We start from the raw sequence: 14858 nt of genomic DNA, 5'->3' as shown, positions 1-14858 counted from the left end.
ATTCTCTGGCTCCTTAAGAATTACGCATAATGATGGATTCAAGCACGTTCGCTACGTCTTCACAAGCATCCGTTGTTGTCTCAAGACGTTCGTAAATTTCCTTACGCTTGATCAGTTCAATCGGATCAGACACGGTAGCGAAGAGATGTTTGATACACATGCGCAGCACTTCATCGCCTTGGTTTTCCAGATCATTCAAACGAATGGTATACTCACGGATCGCGAGCAATTTTTTCTGGGACAGCAGATGGATCGCCTTCTGAATTTCGTAAGCCGATTGGCGCAAAATTTCAGCAAACTGTATGACGAACTCATCATCTGGATCTGTCAGTTGGTACATATAGAAACGGGAAGCCGTTGCTTCGAGTCCGTCCAATACGTCATCAAGTGTTGTTGTCAGCTCCATAATATCATCGCGTTCAATCGGCGTGATAAATGTTTTGTTGAGTTCTGTAATGATCGTATGCACGTAATCATCACATTTCGACTCGTACTTCTTCATTTCATTAGCAAAAAGAGTCACATCCTGAAGGTTGGAAACATGCTGGGAGAAATAATCTGCCGCTTGAACAACCGTATCTGCCATATTCTCCAGTGTCTCAAAAAATATATCCTTCTTCTTCTTAAGCTTCATAGCTCTATCCCCTTTACGAGAAAAATTGCCGACAACCGATGAAACATGAAATGACAACCTTTGATATCTTATCATATTTGTTTCATGGTTTGTACAAAAGGTGTGATCCTTTTTTATATTCTTATCACATTAATCTGAAATGAATCTTAATTATTTGGAATAATGGTAAATTCAAGTCAAGATTTTACACTGCGTTTACAATTCGACATCAAAATTCAAAATCGACACGATTCTACTTTTCACGCTAAGGACAAATATAATGCCTTTTCGACAACAAAATGAATACATGTTTCATTGTTTTCTTTCATTACATCCTTTTATTGCTGCGCAGCCAGCTTCACATGACTGGAAAATTCCGGTTGATTGGGAACAATGCTGATAAAGGTTTTACCCGGTACAAGAGCAACTTCACTGCCACCTTGAACAAACCGTATAATATCCCCCTGCTTCTTCACCCACTGCCCACGAATCATCTTGCCCTTCTGAAAAAGCATGGCTTCCCCGCCCTGTTCCAAATTAACGGACAACCGACCTACACTATCGAGCACCTTGTGATCTGCACCTGCCACAATGATGTTCGCTGCACCAAGTTGAGTCCCATTATCCAGATCCTGATCTGCCTTGCCATTCACCATTCTCATATATCGTCCGCTAACTTCATCATAATCATACGTCACCCGGTAACTATCCAATAAATAATGGATATCAAATTGCTTCACTGCCTCTCCTGCGGATGTCGCGCCTTCTTCGTTATAATTGTATACCGGCGACTTGAAATCATGGCTGTAACCCTTGATGTCTGACCCTTCTCTCAGCTTGTCCGCTGAAGTATACAGATTATGTGGGGCTTTACGATCCGAGGAACGCCAGAAGTAAGGTCCACCATTCGAGATTTCATCCATATGCTGTTTCTGCTGCCTTTGCAAAATGGAATACGCCTCCGGACTGCCTCCGGCGTGAACAAGTACCCCATCATAACTCTCGCCGAGCTCAATTAGATATGGACGTATACTGCGAACGGGTCCAACCGTCTCCGCACCGCCTCCACTCTGGAAGATGGCTATGAAACGGGTAATGCCTCCCTCAGCGAGAACTTCAAGAATGATATCGGCTGAACTTAGACCCGATTGGGGCCGAGCTGCGGGTGCATTATTAATCATTACGGCGAGTGGTCGACGCGTAATCGCTTCATCTACAGGCAGACCCGTCAGAGGTGCTGTATAGAGAGACGTGTTGGTTTCCTCCACGTGTTCTTCTTGTACAGGTGCAGGTGTCGGTTCTGGCTGAACTGGCATCTGCGCCACCTCCTGGTTTTGGCAGGCAACAAGACTTAATGAGAGAATAAACAGAGATGCAACCGATGCTGCTTTGTTCCATTTAAAAAGCTTCAATATAGGACCTCCTGAACGATATGGCCTGGTTCTAAGTTGTGATATATGTCTCATGTGGGCAACCATTTCACGTATTTCTTTCCATTTAATCACACCCCATCCGATTTGTCTGCGCCTAGAAGGCCTTGATACAGCTTGAAATTCACATTTGAAACAGCGATTTGCGAGAAAAATATGTCCTAAATGTGAACTTCTCAAACCTTACTTAAAATTTGAACTAGATTGTGATTTTAATCACAAACAAAACAACTTTTGAACTATACAATAAAGACATCAAAGGTGATCACTTAGAAAAACAAAAACAACACACACTAGATTCCATGAAGGAGTGGTTCATATGTTCAGCACAAACCAATGGCTTAGAGAAAACAAAGTAGCAATGTGGATTTTGACAGTACTTCGGGTGTATATCGGTTATGATTGGATGACTCACGGATGGAGCAAATTGACTGGCGGATTCCAAGCTGGCGGGTTCTTGGCCGGTGCGGTAGAAAAAGCAACAGGTGATCATCCAGCAGTTCAAGCATGGTGGGCAACGTTCCTTGAGAAATTCGCAGTACCAAACGCAGGACTGTTCGACTTCGTTATCCCATTGGGTGAATTCCTTGTAGGTTTGGGTCTCATCCTCGGTTGCTTCACTACACTAGCAGCACTGATGGCTATGGTCATGAACTTCGCGTTCCTCTTCTCGGGAACAGTAAGCACGAATGCTCAACTGGTTGTAATGGAAATCTTCCTTGTCGTTGCTGGTGCAAATGCAGGTAAAATCGGTCTGGATCACTGGGTACTGCCTTACCTTCGCGGATTGTTCACTCGTAACAACAAAGGAAATCTTCCTAAAGACACACCAACGATTAGCCCTACTCAAAAAACAGCTTAAGCAATCATTCATAGAATTCTCGGCCCTGCTCCCAATCCCCCTGGAGAGCAGGGCTTTTTACTTTTCAAAATCAGCCTGAATGCCTGACTGACTTGCCCATCCACAGAAAATCGTATTATGATGAAATAAAGTTGAACTTCAAAGGAGTACACGATATGCCGACCCAGCGACGTCTCGAGACCGATGCGGACTTCCAGGAAGCCATGAATATGAAGTATAAGGTTCGAGTTTTTAAAGATAATCACCAGATTGACTCCGGTGGCATCATTATCCGTTTTGACAGCAACACCGTAGTAGTACAATCCAGTGTCAGTGAGCTCGCTTATCATTCGCGTACAGACTGTGAATTGTTCGAAATCCGCAAATAAAGATCTATTGCATGAATAAGTCCTCATATTGAAAAAAGGTTACTGTAGCCCTTCAAGGGTGTACAGTAACCTTCTTTTGTTTATATATTGTAATTGTATGCATTAATACACGTTATGTTATCCGTACGAAACTGGCTTCAAGCACCATAATCAGGCTGTTGTCTGTTCCAAGTTACACGCCGTCTCCAAACTGCCAGCAGTTCAAACTGAGCGTTCCGTAAGGGTAAGACTGGAATAAACGCTTCGCTGATCGGGACATATCCGCTGTACCCATGGCGTAGAACAAAGGTGCAATGTGTTCTGTACCATACGACGGAACCGCCGTACGTGCATGAGGGGCTTTTTTCTCATATTGAAACAGTTCTCTTGTGTTCCACTGCTGCAAGCGCTCCCCGATCCAGTTATCAAATTCCACCGCCCACTCTTGCGGTTCATCCGTATTGCCCAGCAATCGCAAATTGTGAACCGTTCCACCGCTGCCAATGATTAACACATCATCATGACGTAGCTGTTCCAGCATTCGGCCAATATCATACTGTTCCTGCGGCGTACGCAGCGAGTCTACAGATACAGCAATCACAGGAATGTTAGCCTCGGGATACATATGGAGCAACGGTACCCATACGCCATGATCCAGCCCTCGGCCTCGAATCGGCTGATGTGCCAGATTGCTACGGGTGAACAAAGCACATATCTCGTTCGCTAAATCCGGCTGCCCAGATGCAGGGTATTCCATCGTATACATCGTAGAAGGAAATCCGTAAAAATCATGCAAGGTCTGATGTGTATCATCCATCGTCACGGACGGTTCAGGACAATCCCAATGCGCCGTAAATACGACAATGGCTTTCGGAGCCGGCAGCCTGTCTCCAAGCTGGTTCAAGAAGTGAGTGTAGTCATTGCTCTCCACCGCCAGAGCGGGAGAACCATGCGCAATGAAAAGTGCGGGTAATGTCATTGCTGCCAACCTCCAGACACGGATAGAATGCTTACTCCTCTATTTTACCCTTAAGAAGGCGCTTTTCCAAGCTGACATCCCCAAACAGTTGTAATCCTGCCACTTATATCATCCAGTGTTGCCAATCCTGCTCGATCTTCTGACGTTCGCCCAGCCACTCTCTGGTACGCGTAATTAGCTGTTCCCGCTCTTTACCTGAAGAGAAGGTGTGATCGCCCTGGAAGATGATCTCCTTGTCACAGCGGCCCTCTTGGCGCATCCAGAATACCTTTTGATACAGGAATGCGTAGTCTACAGGAATAATCTCATCTGACGTGCCATGCACGACGAGTACATCTCCGCTAAACTTAACTGCTTCCTGGAATGGCTGTTGTTCAGCAAGAGACTCGAAGAACGTCGGTGTGAATTTGTATCCCAGATAATCAGCCGCACCCAGTTTCACGCCTTCATCGTATACTTCCCGTCCCGTAATCTTCACGATATCATTGAATGGATAACCCACGGAGGACCACATAACCAGGTTTTTGACACGTTTGTCACGTACAGCAGTTAGTAATGCAACGGCACCACCCAGACTATGACCAATCAGCGTAACACGCGTAGGATCTACATCACTGCAATTCACCGCGTAGTCCAGCACCGAACGGGTCTGCAGCACCATGGACTCCAGTCCCTCCGCTCCGTACTCCCCACTGCTCTCTCCGCAACCGATATAATCGAAACGCAGGACCAGATAACCGTCTTCAGCCAGCTCCCGTGCAGTCTTTACAAACAAACGATCCACGCCGATCCGGCTACCAACGAAGCCGTGGCAGATGACCGCCAGAGGGACTCGCTGCTGACTCTTCTCCTCCTTGATATCTTTCACAACCGGATAATGAATCGTGGCTGTTAATTCTTCCTGTCCATGACGGATACTGATCTGACGTTCCATACCGATTTCCCCTTTCCACGCTTAGCCTGTTGAGCTTTATTTATTAAATATATATAATCCGATAAGTTTAGTGTGTATTAAGATGTTATTCATATATTATCATCCCGTAACCTTCAAGTCAACGTAAGTAAAAACCTTTCTACGTCGACTACCAATCTACATTTTATCGGATAATAAGCACAAAAAAATGAGCCACGCTGATGACAGCTGGCCCGGATATCATTTGGAATTCAAATCAAGTGTTACAGGATCGTTATTCGTAGCTTCTACGGAACATCTCGTGGGTCTCCACCCGTCCATTCCACTCATGCTCATGACCCGAATCACTATTGTCCCAGAAACTTCTTCCCTTCAAATTGCCATCTGTCAGTTCTTCTGCATACTCCGTATCCTCCAGGTTCTCTTCAAAGGATACAACCTCGTCCACGACTCCACGGGAGTTGCTGTTCAGTAGCAGCTTCCGCGTCAATTCTGTTTGTTTATCCATAACAAGCACACTCCAATCTTGGATTTCTGTTGGAAATGCTACTATTGTGATGGAATCGGCTGCTCTTTATGCATACTTCACACAATCGTTAGATCTGTGAGGCGTGAGGGTATTTTTTCACATGAACGGGGGAAAATAAACGAACAAACATAGGCAGCATATGCCTCGGAATCCTTCTGCCGAAAGGAATGAATTCATGGAACATCTACTGGAATGGATTCAACATCACGGTAAACTGGTACTGTTATGCACCTGTGTTATACTGGCCTGTGTATGGATATGGGTCCACCATGAGCAGCTTTTTTATAAGGAATGACTTTGCGAAACGAGAGCCCTTCCCGTATACTAAAATACCGTCAGGGTCTTCAGTCCATTGGAAGATCAGAACGTGTGTAGACAGGGGGAGCAATCATTGGGGATTTCCTATAAGAAGCTTAAAGAAATACAGAATCGGCAAATAACTGAGATGAGTCGAATGACACCTGAACATGTGAAATTGTATGACGAGATCAGCACAATTGCGCGTCATGCGCCAGCGGACGAGAGAACACAGGAAGAGTGGATACTCTCCGCAGGAAAAGCAATCGTACAGGCTCAGCGGGATAACAAACCCGCTCGCGAGTTATACGGACCTGATCTGGAACAAGACATCCATACACAGCTCGGGATTACAAATACAGCACCGGAGAAGACGGCTGTCGTTGAGATGGGTAAATCCAGCCCAACCCGTGATACTAGTTCAACAGCTTCATCGAAAAAGAATGCCAACGCTGTAGAACCACAGCCAACTGAGAATCCAGAGCCTGTGAAACGGACACCAAAGTGGTATGTCATGATCGCTTGGGCGGCTTTGTCTTTTGTCATGTTGATTCAAGGATGTGTGGGATTGTTCGTGGGTTGGACTGGCGGAGATACGGAGCCGTTCCAACACATCAGTCTGTTCTCTCTGATCGTTGCGGCAGTTGGCGGTATTGCATTGGTGGAGATGCTTCGCCGTCTTGCTGAGCGACCAGACGATGAAGGAGCGGACAAGAACACCGTACCTAAGGTTAACCTTAAGGGAATCATCATTTACATCGTCATCGTGGTCCTTGTGCTCTTTGTAGGGTATCCACTGCGTGATAAACTTCCGGTATTTGCACTGGCTCCATGGGTGAGTGCAGTGATCGGAGTTGTGGGACTTGCAACGGTAAGGCCTTTATTTGGACAAAAGAAAACTGCATAACACGTATATAAGCGATTAAGGGGCCTTGAGGGTCCCTTTTTCATGTTCTGACGAATTTAAACCCTTCTGATATTAGGTACACGTGACATGGGCACGGGAACGCTCACGAATTCGTGAGGTCTTTTTCCATTTGGAGCTGGTTCCGATGTTTGATTTCTTTGCCCGGTGTCTCTCCAAACTCCCGCTTGAACATCCGGATAAAATAGTTCACTTCCATCCCTACGGTCTCTGCCGCCTCTCGTACACTTGCTCGTGGATGCTTGTCCATCCAGTCCGAAGCCTTCTGCAAACGTAATCGTTGCATATATTGATGTCCTGTCACGCCATAATGCTGGTGAAATAGTCGGTTGAGATGCTGCACCGAATAACCCACTGCGTCAGCGATGTGCTTCAATAACAGGTCATCCTGATAGTGCGTATGCATCAATGCTACTGCTCGGATGAGTGCATCCTTGCTCGGATCGGGCTCCCGATTAGAGTGTTTTACAGTGCCATCCTGTGCCCTGGATGTTCCAATACCTCCTATGCCGACATCAGATGGTATTTTCGATTGTGCTAAATCCAAAATGAGCTGGTAGATCAGGGTTGATGTGTCCCACATCTCCGTTGCTCCTTGATCCAACGCGTGCCAGAGATTGGTCATGCGTGACCAGATGATTTCAAAACCGGGGATATGGCAAGGCTCGTTCTGAAGCAAACCCGTGGATTGTAATACCGATCCAGCCGATGCACCGCCAATACCGATATAACCCAGTTCCCCTTTGGATTTGGAATGAGGCACATACTCATGCGCAACCTCGGGTTCCACGATGAATAACTGCCCTGCTCCTATCATCCATGTCCCTTTTCCCGTTATCTTGAACTGCCCTTCACCACCGCGTGACAAAAACAACTGATACACCGGAAATCCATCCGGTCTATGCAGAACTTTTTCTTCCTGCGTGCCCACACAATACAGGTACAGTGGCAACCGGGAATCCGGCAGGCCCATCAAACGAAACGCAAGCATTCCATCATTCCTTTCGGCTCATAGGCTCCTACATAAGGTGAACTAAAGATATTTACACTGTCCGTTTCATGTAAATATTTAGTTCAATCTATATGGCCAACTTCCCTTTATTATCCATTATTTGTTCCCGATGTAACAATGGTCTTAGGAACCTTTTTGACAACAAGATTTTCAAAAAGCGAGTCTGAAATTCACGCCAGACGATTGTCGTTCATACATAATGAAAACACCCTTTCCGGATGGAAAGGGTGTTCGAGTTTGTTTCAGTGTAAATTTTTACATTCAGCCCTGTGGAGGTGTTTACCCCTCACTTGAGGCTGGTGGATTGGTAATAGACGTCTGCTCCTGTGTAGGCGTAGGCTGAGCTTTTTCAAGCTTGAATGTATCCGATGGGCCTGAAAGTGTATGTTTATTCGTTGTTGTATTTGCAGCAACTGAAAGAATATACACCTTATACTCGCCTCCTTCCACCAGATTGGCTCCAGTTGAATCTATAGCTGATTTCGTTAAAGTAACTTCAACCGCTGCAGGATTTCCAATTGGGTAGCTAGTGTTAGAGCTTGCTGTAGTAATATCCAAATTATCTGTTCCTTTAACAATAAAGATTCGGTATGCAGAAATCCCCGTTTCAGCAGTTGGTTTAGTAAAGGTAAGCTTATAACTCGCTTCGGTTACAGTACTTGTATTTTGAAGGCCTGTAATAGTAGCAGTTTGAACCACATTTGCTTGTGTAAAGATATTAAACTCATTGGAAGCAAGGGACAGATTGGAAGCACGTGATGTACTGTCCGAAACGGACAAGACAAACACTCTGTATTTCTGTCCAGCTACAAGGACACTACCATTAATATCTCGATGTCCACCGTTTAGCACTACCGGACTGCCTGCATTGTTTTTGTTAATTTCAATAAAAGAATTAATTCCAAGAGCAGAACTTGTATTGAATCCACTCACTTGGTTAGCAGGCACAATCAGGATACGATAATTGGAGATATTGGTCTCGTTAGTTGCCTTATTGAAGGTTATTGTTACATCCGAAGGCGTTCCAGACTGTCCTTGATCTTTAACGGTTGCATTCACATTACTCGCCACTGCTACAGCGGAATTTGAAGTCAGTGTCACTATACCAGAGGCTGACGATATTGCATTCACTAAAGACGTGTTATTATTAACAGCCATCACGTACACTCGATAGCCTACATCATTACGGATCAAGTCACCATCCACTGATCTCGAACCATTAGACAAAGTAATCGTCTGGTTGCTTCCAGTTCTACTTACATACGTATAATTCGAGCTATTCACTGTATTGGCTACGTTCAGATTGAAGCTGCCTGCATTTGCATTTTTCACTACAAACACCCGATAATGATTCACATTTGTCTCATCTGCGGATTTAGTGAACGTCACACGCAGATCACGTCCATCTCCAGTATCCCCAATATCAGTTGCAACCACATTGCTCGGAGCTGTTACAGCCGCGTTTGCCGACAATGTAATCTGGGAAGAGTAACCAGACAAAGCATTTTGACTGGAGTTTCCGTTGTTGTTCACCGACAGAACGAATACCCGATAAGCAACATTATTGCTAATGGTATAACCATTGGTATCTACCGCATAGTTTGGAAGCGTAACGGACAGGTTACCACCCGTTTTGTTCACCTGCGTATAGTTGTTTGACGCATTAGCTGCGCTTAGTGTGAAGCTGCCCACATTAGCGGAACGAACTACATATACTCGGTAGGCAGAGATTCTGGATTCATCCGCAGCTTTGTTGAAAGAAACCCGCAGATCACGCCCATCACCGTAGTCACTAATATCCGCAACAGACAGGTTGCTAATAACTCCCGCGTTACCGGTCGTTGTCAGTCTCAGAGCTGTGGAGGAAGCTGACAGCGCATTGGTGTATCCATTTTGCTGGTTGCCCACCGCCATCACAAAGATGCGATAATCTTGCAGATTCGTTACGTTATAACCACTTGTGTCCTTCATGGATGAAGGCAAAGTCGTTGTAATGTTGTTGCCTGTTTTATTCACCGTATAGTACAGACTGGAGGACAGATTACTTGCCGTCGTCAGATTGAAGTTGCTGGCAACCGAGTTGCGTACCACAAAGACGCGATAATTCGCCACCTTGGACTCATCCGATGAACGATTAAAGCTCACCTGAATATCACGACCATCTCCATAATCCGAGTTATCTCTCACCTGCGTAATTACCGGAGATGTTGCTGTGTTCACGGACAGCGTAAGTGAAGATGATGCTGCGGACAGCTTGCTGTCTGTTGTTGTATTAGTGCTTACCGACAAGATGTAGACCACATACGCTGTGCCGCTTTTGATTAATTCGCCGGACGTATCCCGTGTCGAAGAAGTCAGCTGGCTTTTCACTGCGGTACTGTTTCCTTTGTATATGATCGTCGAGTTTGCACTGGACACTTTGTTCGCTGCAGCCAGATTGAACGCAGAAGAGTCCTTCGCTTTAACAACAAAAGCGCGATAATACGTAATGTTCGATGTCGTGCTCGGCTGCGTGAAGTTAATCTCCAGATCGCGGCCATCGCCATAGTCACTAATATCTGCGGCACGCAGACTTGTAACTGCCTGTACCGTGGATTTCACATTATTGAGCTTCAAGGCTTGGGAAGACCAGTTCAATGCATTTTTATAATTATTGCTGCTGTTACCAACAGTCAGTACATACAGGCGATACGTTTCATTGCTGTTAAGCAGATCCCCGTTTACGTCACGCGTCTGTGCATTAAGTGTCAGTTTCGGGTTGCTGCCATTTGGTGTAACAGATGTATAGTTCGCAGAAGGTACGGCAGTTGCTGAGGACTCCGTAAAGCTATTCACATCGCGAGTTTTCACCAGCATAATCCGGTAAGCAGATACCGCCTTCTCTGAAGTTGGACGTGTGAAGCTCACGGTCAAGTCACGACCATCTCCGTTACTTCCGGATACCGAACCATAGATGTTCCATGCAGCATATTGAGTCTCATCTACTGGAGGTGTTGCTGTTGTCTTGATATCTACACGCTGATTGCGTGAGTTCCAGAATACTTTTTCTCCAAAAGCTTCACTGACAAAACGAATTGGAACCATCGTGTTGCCCTTAATCGTGTTCGCAGGTACATCCAGCGATATCGCTTCCCCGTTGATGTATGCCGTTTTGGAACCAAGTGTCAAAGTAACTTCCTGATCGTCGCGCGTTGCAACAATCGTTTTGGTTCTGTTCGTGTACTGTACCTTCGCATCCAATCCTTCAAAAATCGACCGCAGCGGAACCAGTACGCGTCCACCTTTCATGACAGGTGCCTGAGCAGATGATAACTCTGCATCATTAATATATATACTGATCCTCGCGGCTGCATCCATAACCGACGTTGGAAGTGCGGACATCAGCATGGCTGATACAGCCAGCGCTGACATTACCTTCTTCACTTGTTTTCCTCCCGCTTTCCTCATATCCCATATCCCCATTCTCGCATTTAGTTAACATCGAAATAGATTCGCTGTTCTTTTCATGAATTCCTGTATTTACCTATGCACAACTAAGACGTTCCGATCGGCTCAAAAGTTTCCAGTTGTACAAAAATTATTTTCTCAGAAATCTTCCTCTATCTTCCACCCTCCAAAAGTTAAAAATAACAGAAGAATTTGTCACCATTCCGCAACCACATCCTGCACCAATTGGGTTAATGTATAGTGACTAGTGAACAACACCTATCATTTTCTCAACTACGGGAGGTTCATATCTATGACATCATCGTTCCAATCTGCCAAACGTAAAGGCATGCGCACCTTCATTACAGCCACCGCCATCCTCATGCTGCTCCAAATGGCTGTCGCTCCATTATCCGGAGTCCCTGCTGCCGCTTCTTCCAGTACAGATACCAAAGTCACAACTGCCGGTTCAACAACGATATATAAAACATTTCAGTCCATGCTCTACAAAAAGAACGGCTTGCCTGCCGCGGATACTTATCTCGAATCTCATATCAATCAAGTCACCACTTATCATGCAACTCTGATGGTCTTACAACTGGAGAATGCCCGCAACAAGGCGTTAACAGCCATGACGGACCGTCTACTGGTGCCTAATGTTCAAGACAAGATGATCAAAGCCTACAAGTGGAATGATAGCTTCACCCAACTGATGAGCCGCACCAACGACACCAGTCTGCGTGCGCTGCTCCAGCAGGCACGGGATAGCGGTTATCGCCTGGTTATGCTGGAAGGTTCCCTCTATCCGATCATGAATTATATGGCTTTTCAGAAATATATCTCGTACGTGAAACCAGACATCAAACAATACATTAATATTATGGCAGTTGAAACCAGCAACCTTGCCGCCGATGATGGTGCACTGGTCATTGGCTATCAGGAGATTCTCAATCGCGCTTTGAATCAGGAACGATTCCTGAACGAATATCCGAAGTCCAATCGGGTACAACAGGTGAAGAACCTGATGAATAACTATACCTTGTATACCTTTTATGGCCTGAATAATACGCCTTTATTTGACTATGAAACGAACAAAATGACAGCCAATGCCCAGAAAGGTTACAAAGCTGTCTTACAACGTAACTCATCCGAAGACAGTGCCTTCCTGGCCAAACTCGAAAAGTTCATGGACATCGTAACCGAAGCCAAATTCGAGAAAACCGCTGCTGTCGAGAAATGGCTAGAGCAGAATGTGCCGGTCAGCGACTACGCGAATTATTGAATTAATCTGCTCCCACGGTTAACACCCGGTTCAAATTCAGGCTAAATCCCAACAGATAACCACAACAAAAACCGCCACAGGATTCGCTCCTGTGGCGGTTTTCTTCATGCTTCTATCATCAGAACTGACTCAACCCGTCAGCTCACTGCACTATTGAATCGGTTTGACCATATGATTATACTCATGTCCTGCGATGACAATTACATCGTCTTTGACATATCCCTGCCGTTCGTACAGCATTAGCGCACGGCCGTTGTCCCGTTCTACAATCAGGGATACCTGCGAGTGACCCAGATCTCTGCCCTGCTGCTCAAAAGCAGCCATCAGTGCCCGGCCGATACCCTGCCCCTGATATGCTTCACTTACCGAGAGAGTATCCAGATAATACTCCCCCGGACGGGTCTCTTTGACCAATGCATACTTCTCATCCCGGCTTCGTCCAGGTCGATCCAGAATCAGCTGGTCCAGACGATCTGCTTCTCCGCCATCATAGGCCACCAGAATCCCCGCGATCAGCCCATCCTGCTCCATCACTGTCACATGACGATAGCTAATCCGGTTGTTTTCCTGTACATAGAACTCCTGCAAAATCTGCATCGCCTTCTCATGATCCGCCTCACCCGCAAGCGCGTATGCAATGTCTCCTATCGCCTGATACAGCAAAGGAACAACCTGATCAGCATCTTCTATGCGTGCAGGTCTGATCAGAGGAGATGTTTCGTGGTGATCTGACGGCATACTGAAATGTTTCATCAGATTAACATGTTGAACAGATTTAGATTTTTGTTCAGTTCGGTATAGGCGATACCTTTGCGGTTCATGCGTTCAATTAGCGGGTGGTAATCTTCCTTGTACATCAGCTCGATGCCCACCAAGGCAGGGCCATTTTCCTTATCATGCTTTTTCGTATATTCAAACCGGGTGATATCATCATTTTTCCCTAGAACTTCCTCCAGGAATTCACGTAAAGCTCCTGCACGCTGCGGGAAATTCACCATGAAATAATACTTCAGACCTTCATAGATCAGGGAACGTTCCTTGATCTCCTGCATCCGGTCGATATCGTTGTTCCCGCCACTAATAACACAGACCACCGTCTTGCCCACGATTTGCTCACGATATTGCTCAAGCGCCGCAACAGCCAAGGAACCGGCAGGCTCGACAACGATCGCATTTTCATTATATAGTTCCAGAATAGTTGTGCAGGCTTTGCCTTCCGACACTTTCACAATGTCATCAAGTATACTATTGCAGATATCAAAGGTGAGATCGCCAACACGTTTCACCGCTGCGCCATCCACGAATTTATCAATATCATCCAACGTCACAACCTGTTTGCGGAACATCGCCTCACTCATGGAAGCTGCCCCAAGTGGCTCAACTCCAATGATGCGTGTCTCTGGACTCACGGTCTTCATGTAGGTTCCCACGCCGGCTGCCAGCCCTCCGCCACCAATCGTCACGAATACATAGTCGGCATTCTCATCGAGACTTTCCATGATTTCCATCGCTACCGTACCATTACCTGCAATAATCTTCGGTTGATCAAAAGGATGGATGAACGTCATGCCCTGTTCGTCACATGCACGCATTGCTTCTGCGTATGCATCGTCATACGTATCCCCGATCAGCACCACTTCAACGTTGTTTCCACCAAAGCGACGCACCTGCTTCACCTTCTGGTTCGGCGTTGTACTCGGCATGAAGATTTTGCCGTTAATTCCAAGGGCATTACAGCTAAAAGCAACACCCTGAGCATGGTTGCCCGCACTTGCACAGACAATACCCTTCTCCATCTCGGCTGGTGTCAGACTGCGAATCATATTATAGGCGCCCCGAATTTTGAACGAACGCACCACTTGAAGGTCTTCCCTTTTCAGATACACATTACAGTTATATTTGGCCGACAATACAGCATCCCGCTGTAACGGCGTTCTTACAATGACCTCACGCAACACATGATGTGCGCGTACGATATCTTCCATGCCAACACTGGCACGACCGGGACTTGTGGTTCCCGTTGGTTCTTGTTCAACTGGTTTCATGTTGTCTCCACACTCCGCTTTTATGGTCTATATAAGTTGAACTAAAGTTTATTTACACTGACACTACAATGACAGAATAACCCTCCAATCGCTGTTATCCCCAGATTTTTTCGATTCCCTTTTCTCAAGGGAAAAATCCGGTGATAGCGTATGCTTCCGATGCAGCTTTCTTTCAGAAAGCTTTTAGGCGAACGCTTC

The 14858-nt window shown here is 45.9% G+C and carries 13 protein-coding genes; 4 read left to right on the top strand and 9 right to left on the bottom strand.

The annotated features are described in order from the left end of the window. Positions 1 to 13 precede the first annotated feature (13 nt). On the bottom strand, positions 14 to 634 hold the full coding sequence (locus tag NST38_RS03980) for a DUF47 domain-containing protein (RefSeq protein WP_017690670.1): 621 nt from the start codon (positions 632 to 634) through the stop codon (positions 14 to 16). A gap of 317 nt (positions 635 to 951) precedes the next feature. Then, the gene (locus NST38_RS03975) at positions 952 to 2025 is read right to left on the bottom strand and encodes a DUF3048 domain-containing protein (RefSeq protein WP_036606055.1); all 1074 of its coding nucleotides are present in this window, start codon (positions 2023 to 2025) and stop codon (positions 952 to 954) included. A 337-nt stretch (positions 2026 to 2362) separates the two neighbouring features. Here NST38_RS03975 and NST38_RS03970 point away from each other — a divergent pair, with 337 nt between their 5' ends. Further along, positions 2363 to 2905: a DoxX family protein gene (locus tag NST38_RS03970; protein ID WP_036606056.1), complete on the top strand. Its 543-nt coding sequence runs from the start codon at positions 2363 to 2365 to the stop codon at positions 2903 to 2905. A gap of 155 nt (positions 2906 to 3060) precedes the next feature. Next, positions 3061 to 3273 (top strand): hypothetical protein, encoded by a 213-nt coding sequence (locus NST38_RS03965; protein WP_017690673.1) that lies wholly within the window; start codon positions 3061 to 3063, stop codon positions 3271 to 3273. 172 nt (positions 3274 to 3445) lie between these two features. On the opposite strand, the gene NST38_RS03960 is transcribed toward NST38_RS03965, so the two are convergent. The 3 genes from NST38_RS03960 to NST38_RS03950 all read right to left on the bottom strand — a co-directional run bounded on the left by NST38_RS03960 (position 3446) and on the right by NST38_RS03950 (position 5652). Then, entirely contained in the window at positions 3446 to 4231 is a 786-nt protein-coding gene (locus NST38_RS03960; RefSeq protein ID WP_017690674.1) for a DODA-type extradiol aromatic ring-opening family dioxygenase, read from the bottom strand. Positions 4232 to 4334: 103 nt separating this feature from the next. Next, complete coding sequence (locus NST38_RS03955; RefSeq protein ID WP_036606057.1) at positions 4335 to 5165, bottom strand: alpha/beta hydrolase; 831 nt, start codon at positions 5163 to 5165, stop codon at positions 4335 to 4337. 253 nt (positions 5166 to 5418) lie between these two features. Then, positions 5419 to 5652 (bottom strand): hypothetical protein, encoded by a 234-nt coding sequence (locus NST38_RS03950; RefSeq protein WP_047840502.1) that lies wholly within the window; start codon positions 5650 to 5652, stop codon positions 5419 to 5421. 412 nt (positions 5653 to 6064) lie between these two features. Between NST38_RS03950 and NST38_RS03945 the strand changes: the two genes are divergently transcribed. Beyond that, a complete protein-coding gene (locus NST38_RS03945) occupies positions 6065 to 6877 on the top strand; it encodes a DUF1129 family protein (protein WP_083685008.1) in 813 nt (270 codons plus the stop codon). Between the two features lie 103 nt (positions 6878 to 6980). Here the strand turns inward: NST38_RS03945 and NST38_RS03940 are convergent, their stop codons facing one another. Then, on the bottom strand, positions 6981 to 7886 hold the full coding sequence (locus NST38_RS03940) for an AraC family transcriptional regulator (protein ID WP_076253826.1): 906 nt from the start codon (positions 7884 to 7886) through the stop codon (positions 6981 to 6983). Between the two features lie 300 nt (positions 7887 to 8186). Beyond that, entirely contained in the window at positions 8187 to 11330 is a 3144-nt protein-coding gene (locus NST38_RS03935; RefSeq protein WP_179087947.1) for a copper amine oxidase N-terminal domain-containing protein, read from the bottom strand. A gap of 316 nt (positions 11331 to 11646) precedes the next feature. Between NST38_RS03935 and NST38_RS03930 the strand changes: the two genes are divergently transcribed. After that, positions 11647 to 12615 (top strand): hypothetical protein, encoded by a 969-nt coding sequence (locus NST38_RS03930; RefSeq protein WP_083685014.1) that lies wholly within the window; start codon positions 11647 to 11649, stop codon positions 12613 to 12615. Positions 12616 to 12765: 150 nt separating this feature from the next. Here NST38_RS03930 and NST38_RS03925 read toward each other — a convergent pair whose 3' ends face one another. Further along, complete coding sequence (locus NST38_RS03925; protein WP_243391227.1) at positions 12766 to 13368, bottom strand: GNAT family N-acetyltransferase; 603 nt, start codon at positions 13366 to 13368, stop codon at positions 12766 to 12768. Next, a complete protein-coding gene (gene ilvA / locus NST38_RS03920) occupies positions 13368 to 14660 on the bottom strand; it encodes a threonine ammonia-lyase IlvA (RefSeq protein ID WP_076253828.1) in 1293 nt (430 codons plus the stop codon). The genes NST38_RS03925 and ilvA overlap by 1 nt, the downstream gene beginning before the upstream one ends. Positions 14661 to 14858: the final 198 nt, after the last annotated feature.

The sequence above is a fragment of the Paenibacillus sp. FSL H8-0104 genome (genome assembly GCF_038050215.1).
Taxonomy (GTDB): domain Bacteria; phylum Bacillota; class Bacilli; order Paenibacillales; family Paenibacillaceae; genus Paenibacillus; species Paenibacillus amylolyticus.
The sequence above is the reverse complement of the archived record's forward strand: the minus strand, read 5'-3'. Positions and strand labels throughout refer to the sequence as shown.

Excerpts from the sequence above, each read along its gene's own strand:
- NST38_RS03955 (WP_036606057.1), bottom strand. The coding sequence starts at position 5,165 with ATGGAACGTCAGATCAGTATCCGTCATGGACAGGAAGAATTAACAGCC.
- ilvA (WP_076253828.1), bottom strand. The coding sequence starts at position 14,660 with ATGAAACCAGTTGAACAAGAACCAACGGGAACCACAAGTCCCGGTCGT.
- NST38_RS03940 (WP_076253826.1), bottom strand. The coding sequence starts at position 7,886 with ATGCTTGCGTTTCGTTTGATGGGCCTGCCGGATTCCCGGTTGCCACTG.
- NST38_RS03970 (WP_036606056.1), top strand. The coding sequence starts at position 2,363 with ATGTTCAGCACAAACCAATGGCTTAGAGAAAACAAAGTAGCAATGTGG.
- NST38_RS03925 (WP_243391227.1), bottom strand. The coding sequence starts at position 13,368 with ATGAAACATTTCAGTATGCCGTCAGATCACCACGAAACATCTCCTCTG.
- NST38_RS03950 (WP_047840502.1), bottom strand. The coding sequence starts at position 5,652 with ATGGATAAACAAACAGAATTGACGCGGAAGCTGCTACTGAACAGCAAC.
- NST38_RS03960 (WP_017690674.1), bottom strand. The coding sequence starts at position 4,231 with ATGACATTACCCGCACTTTTCATTGCGCATGGTTCTCCCGCTCTGGCG.
- NST38_RS03965 (WP_017690673.1), top strand. The coding sequence starts at position 3,061 with ATGCCGACCCAGCGACGTCTCGAGACCGATGCGGACTTCCAGGAAGCC.
- NST38_RS03980 (WP_017690670.1), bottom strand. The coding sequence starts at position 634 with ATGAAGCTTAAGAAGAAGAAGGATATATTTTTTGAGACACTGGAGAAT.
- NST38_RS03930 (WP_083685014.1), top strand. The coding sequence starts at position 11,647 with ATGACATCATCGTTCCAATCTGCCAAACGTAAAGGCATGCGCACCTTC.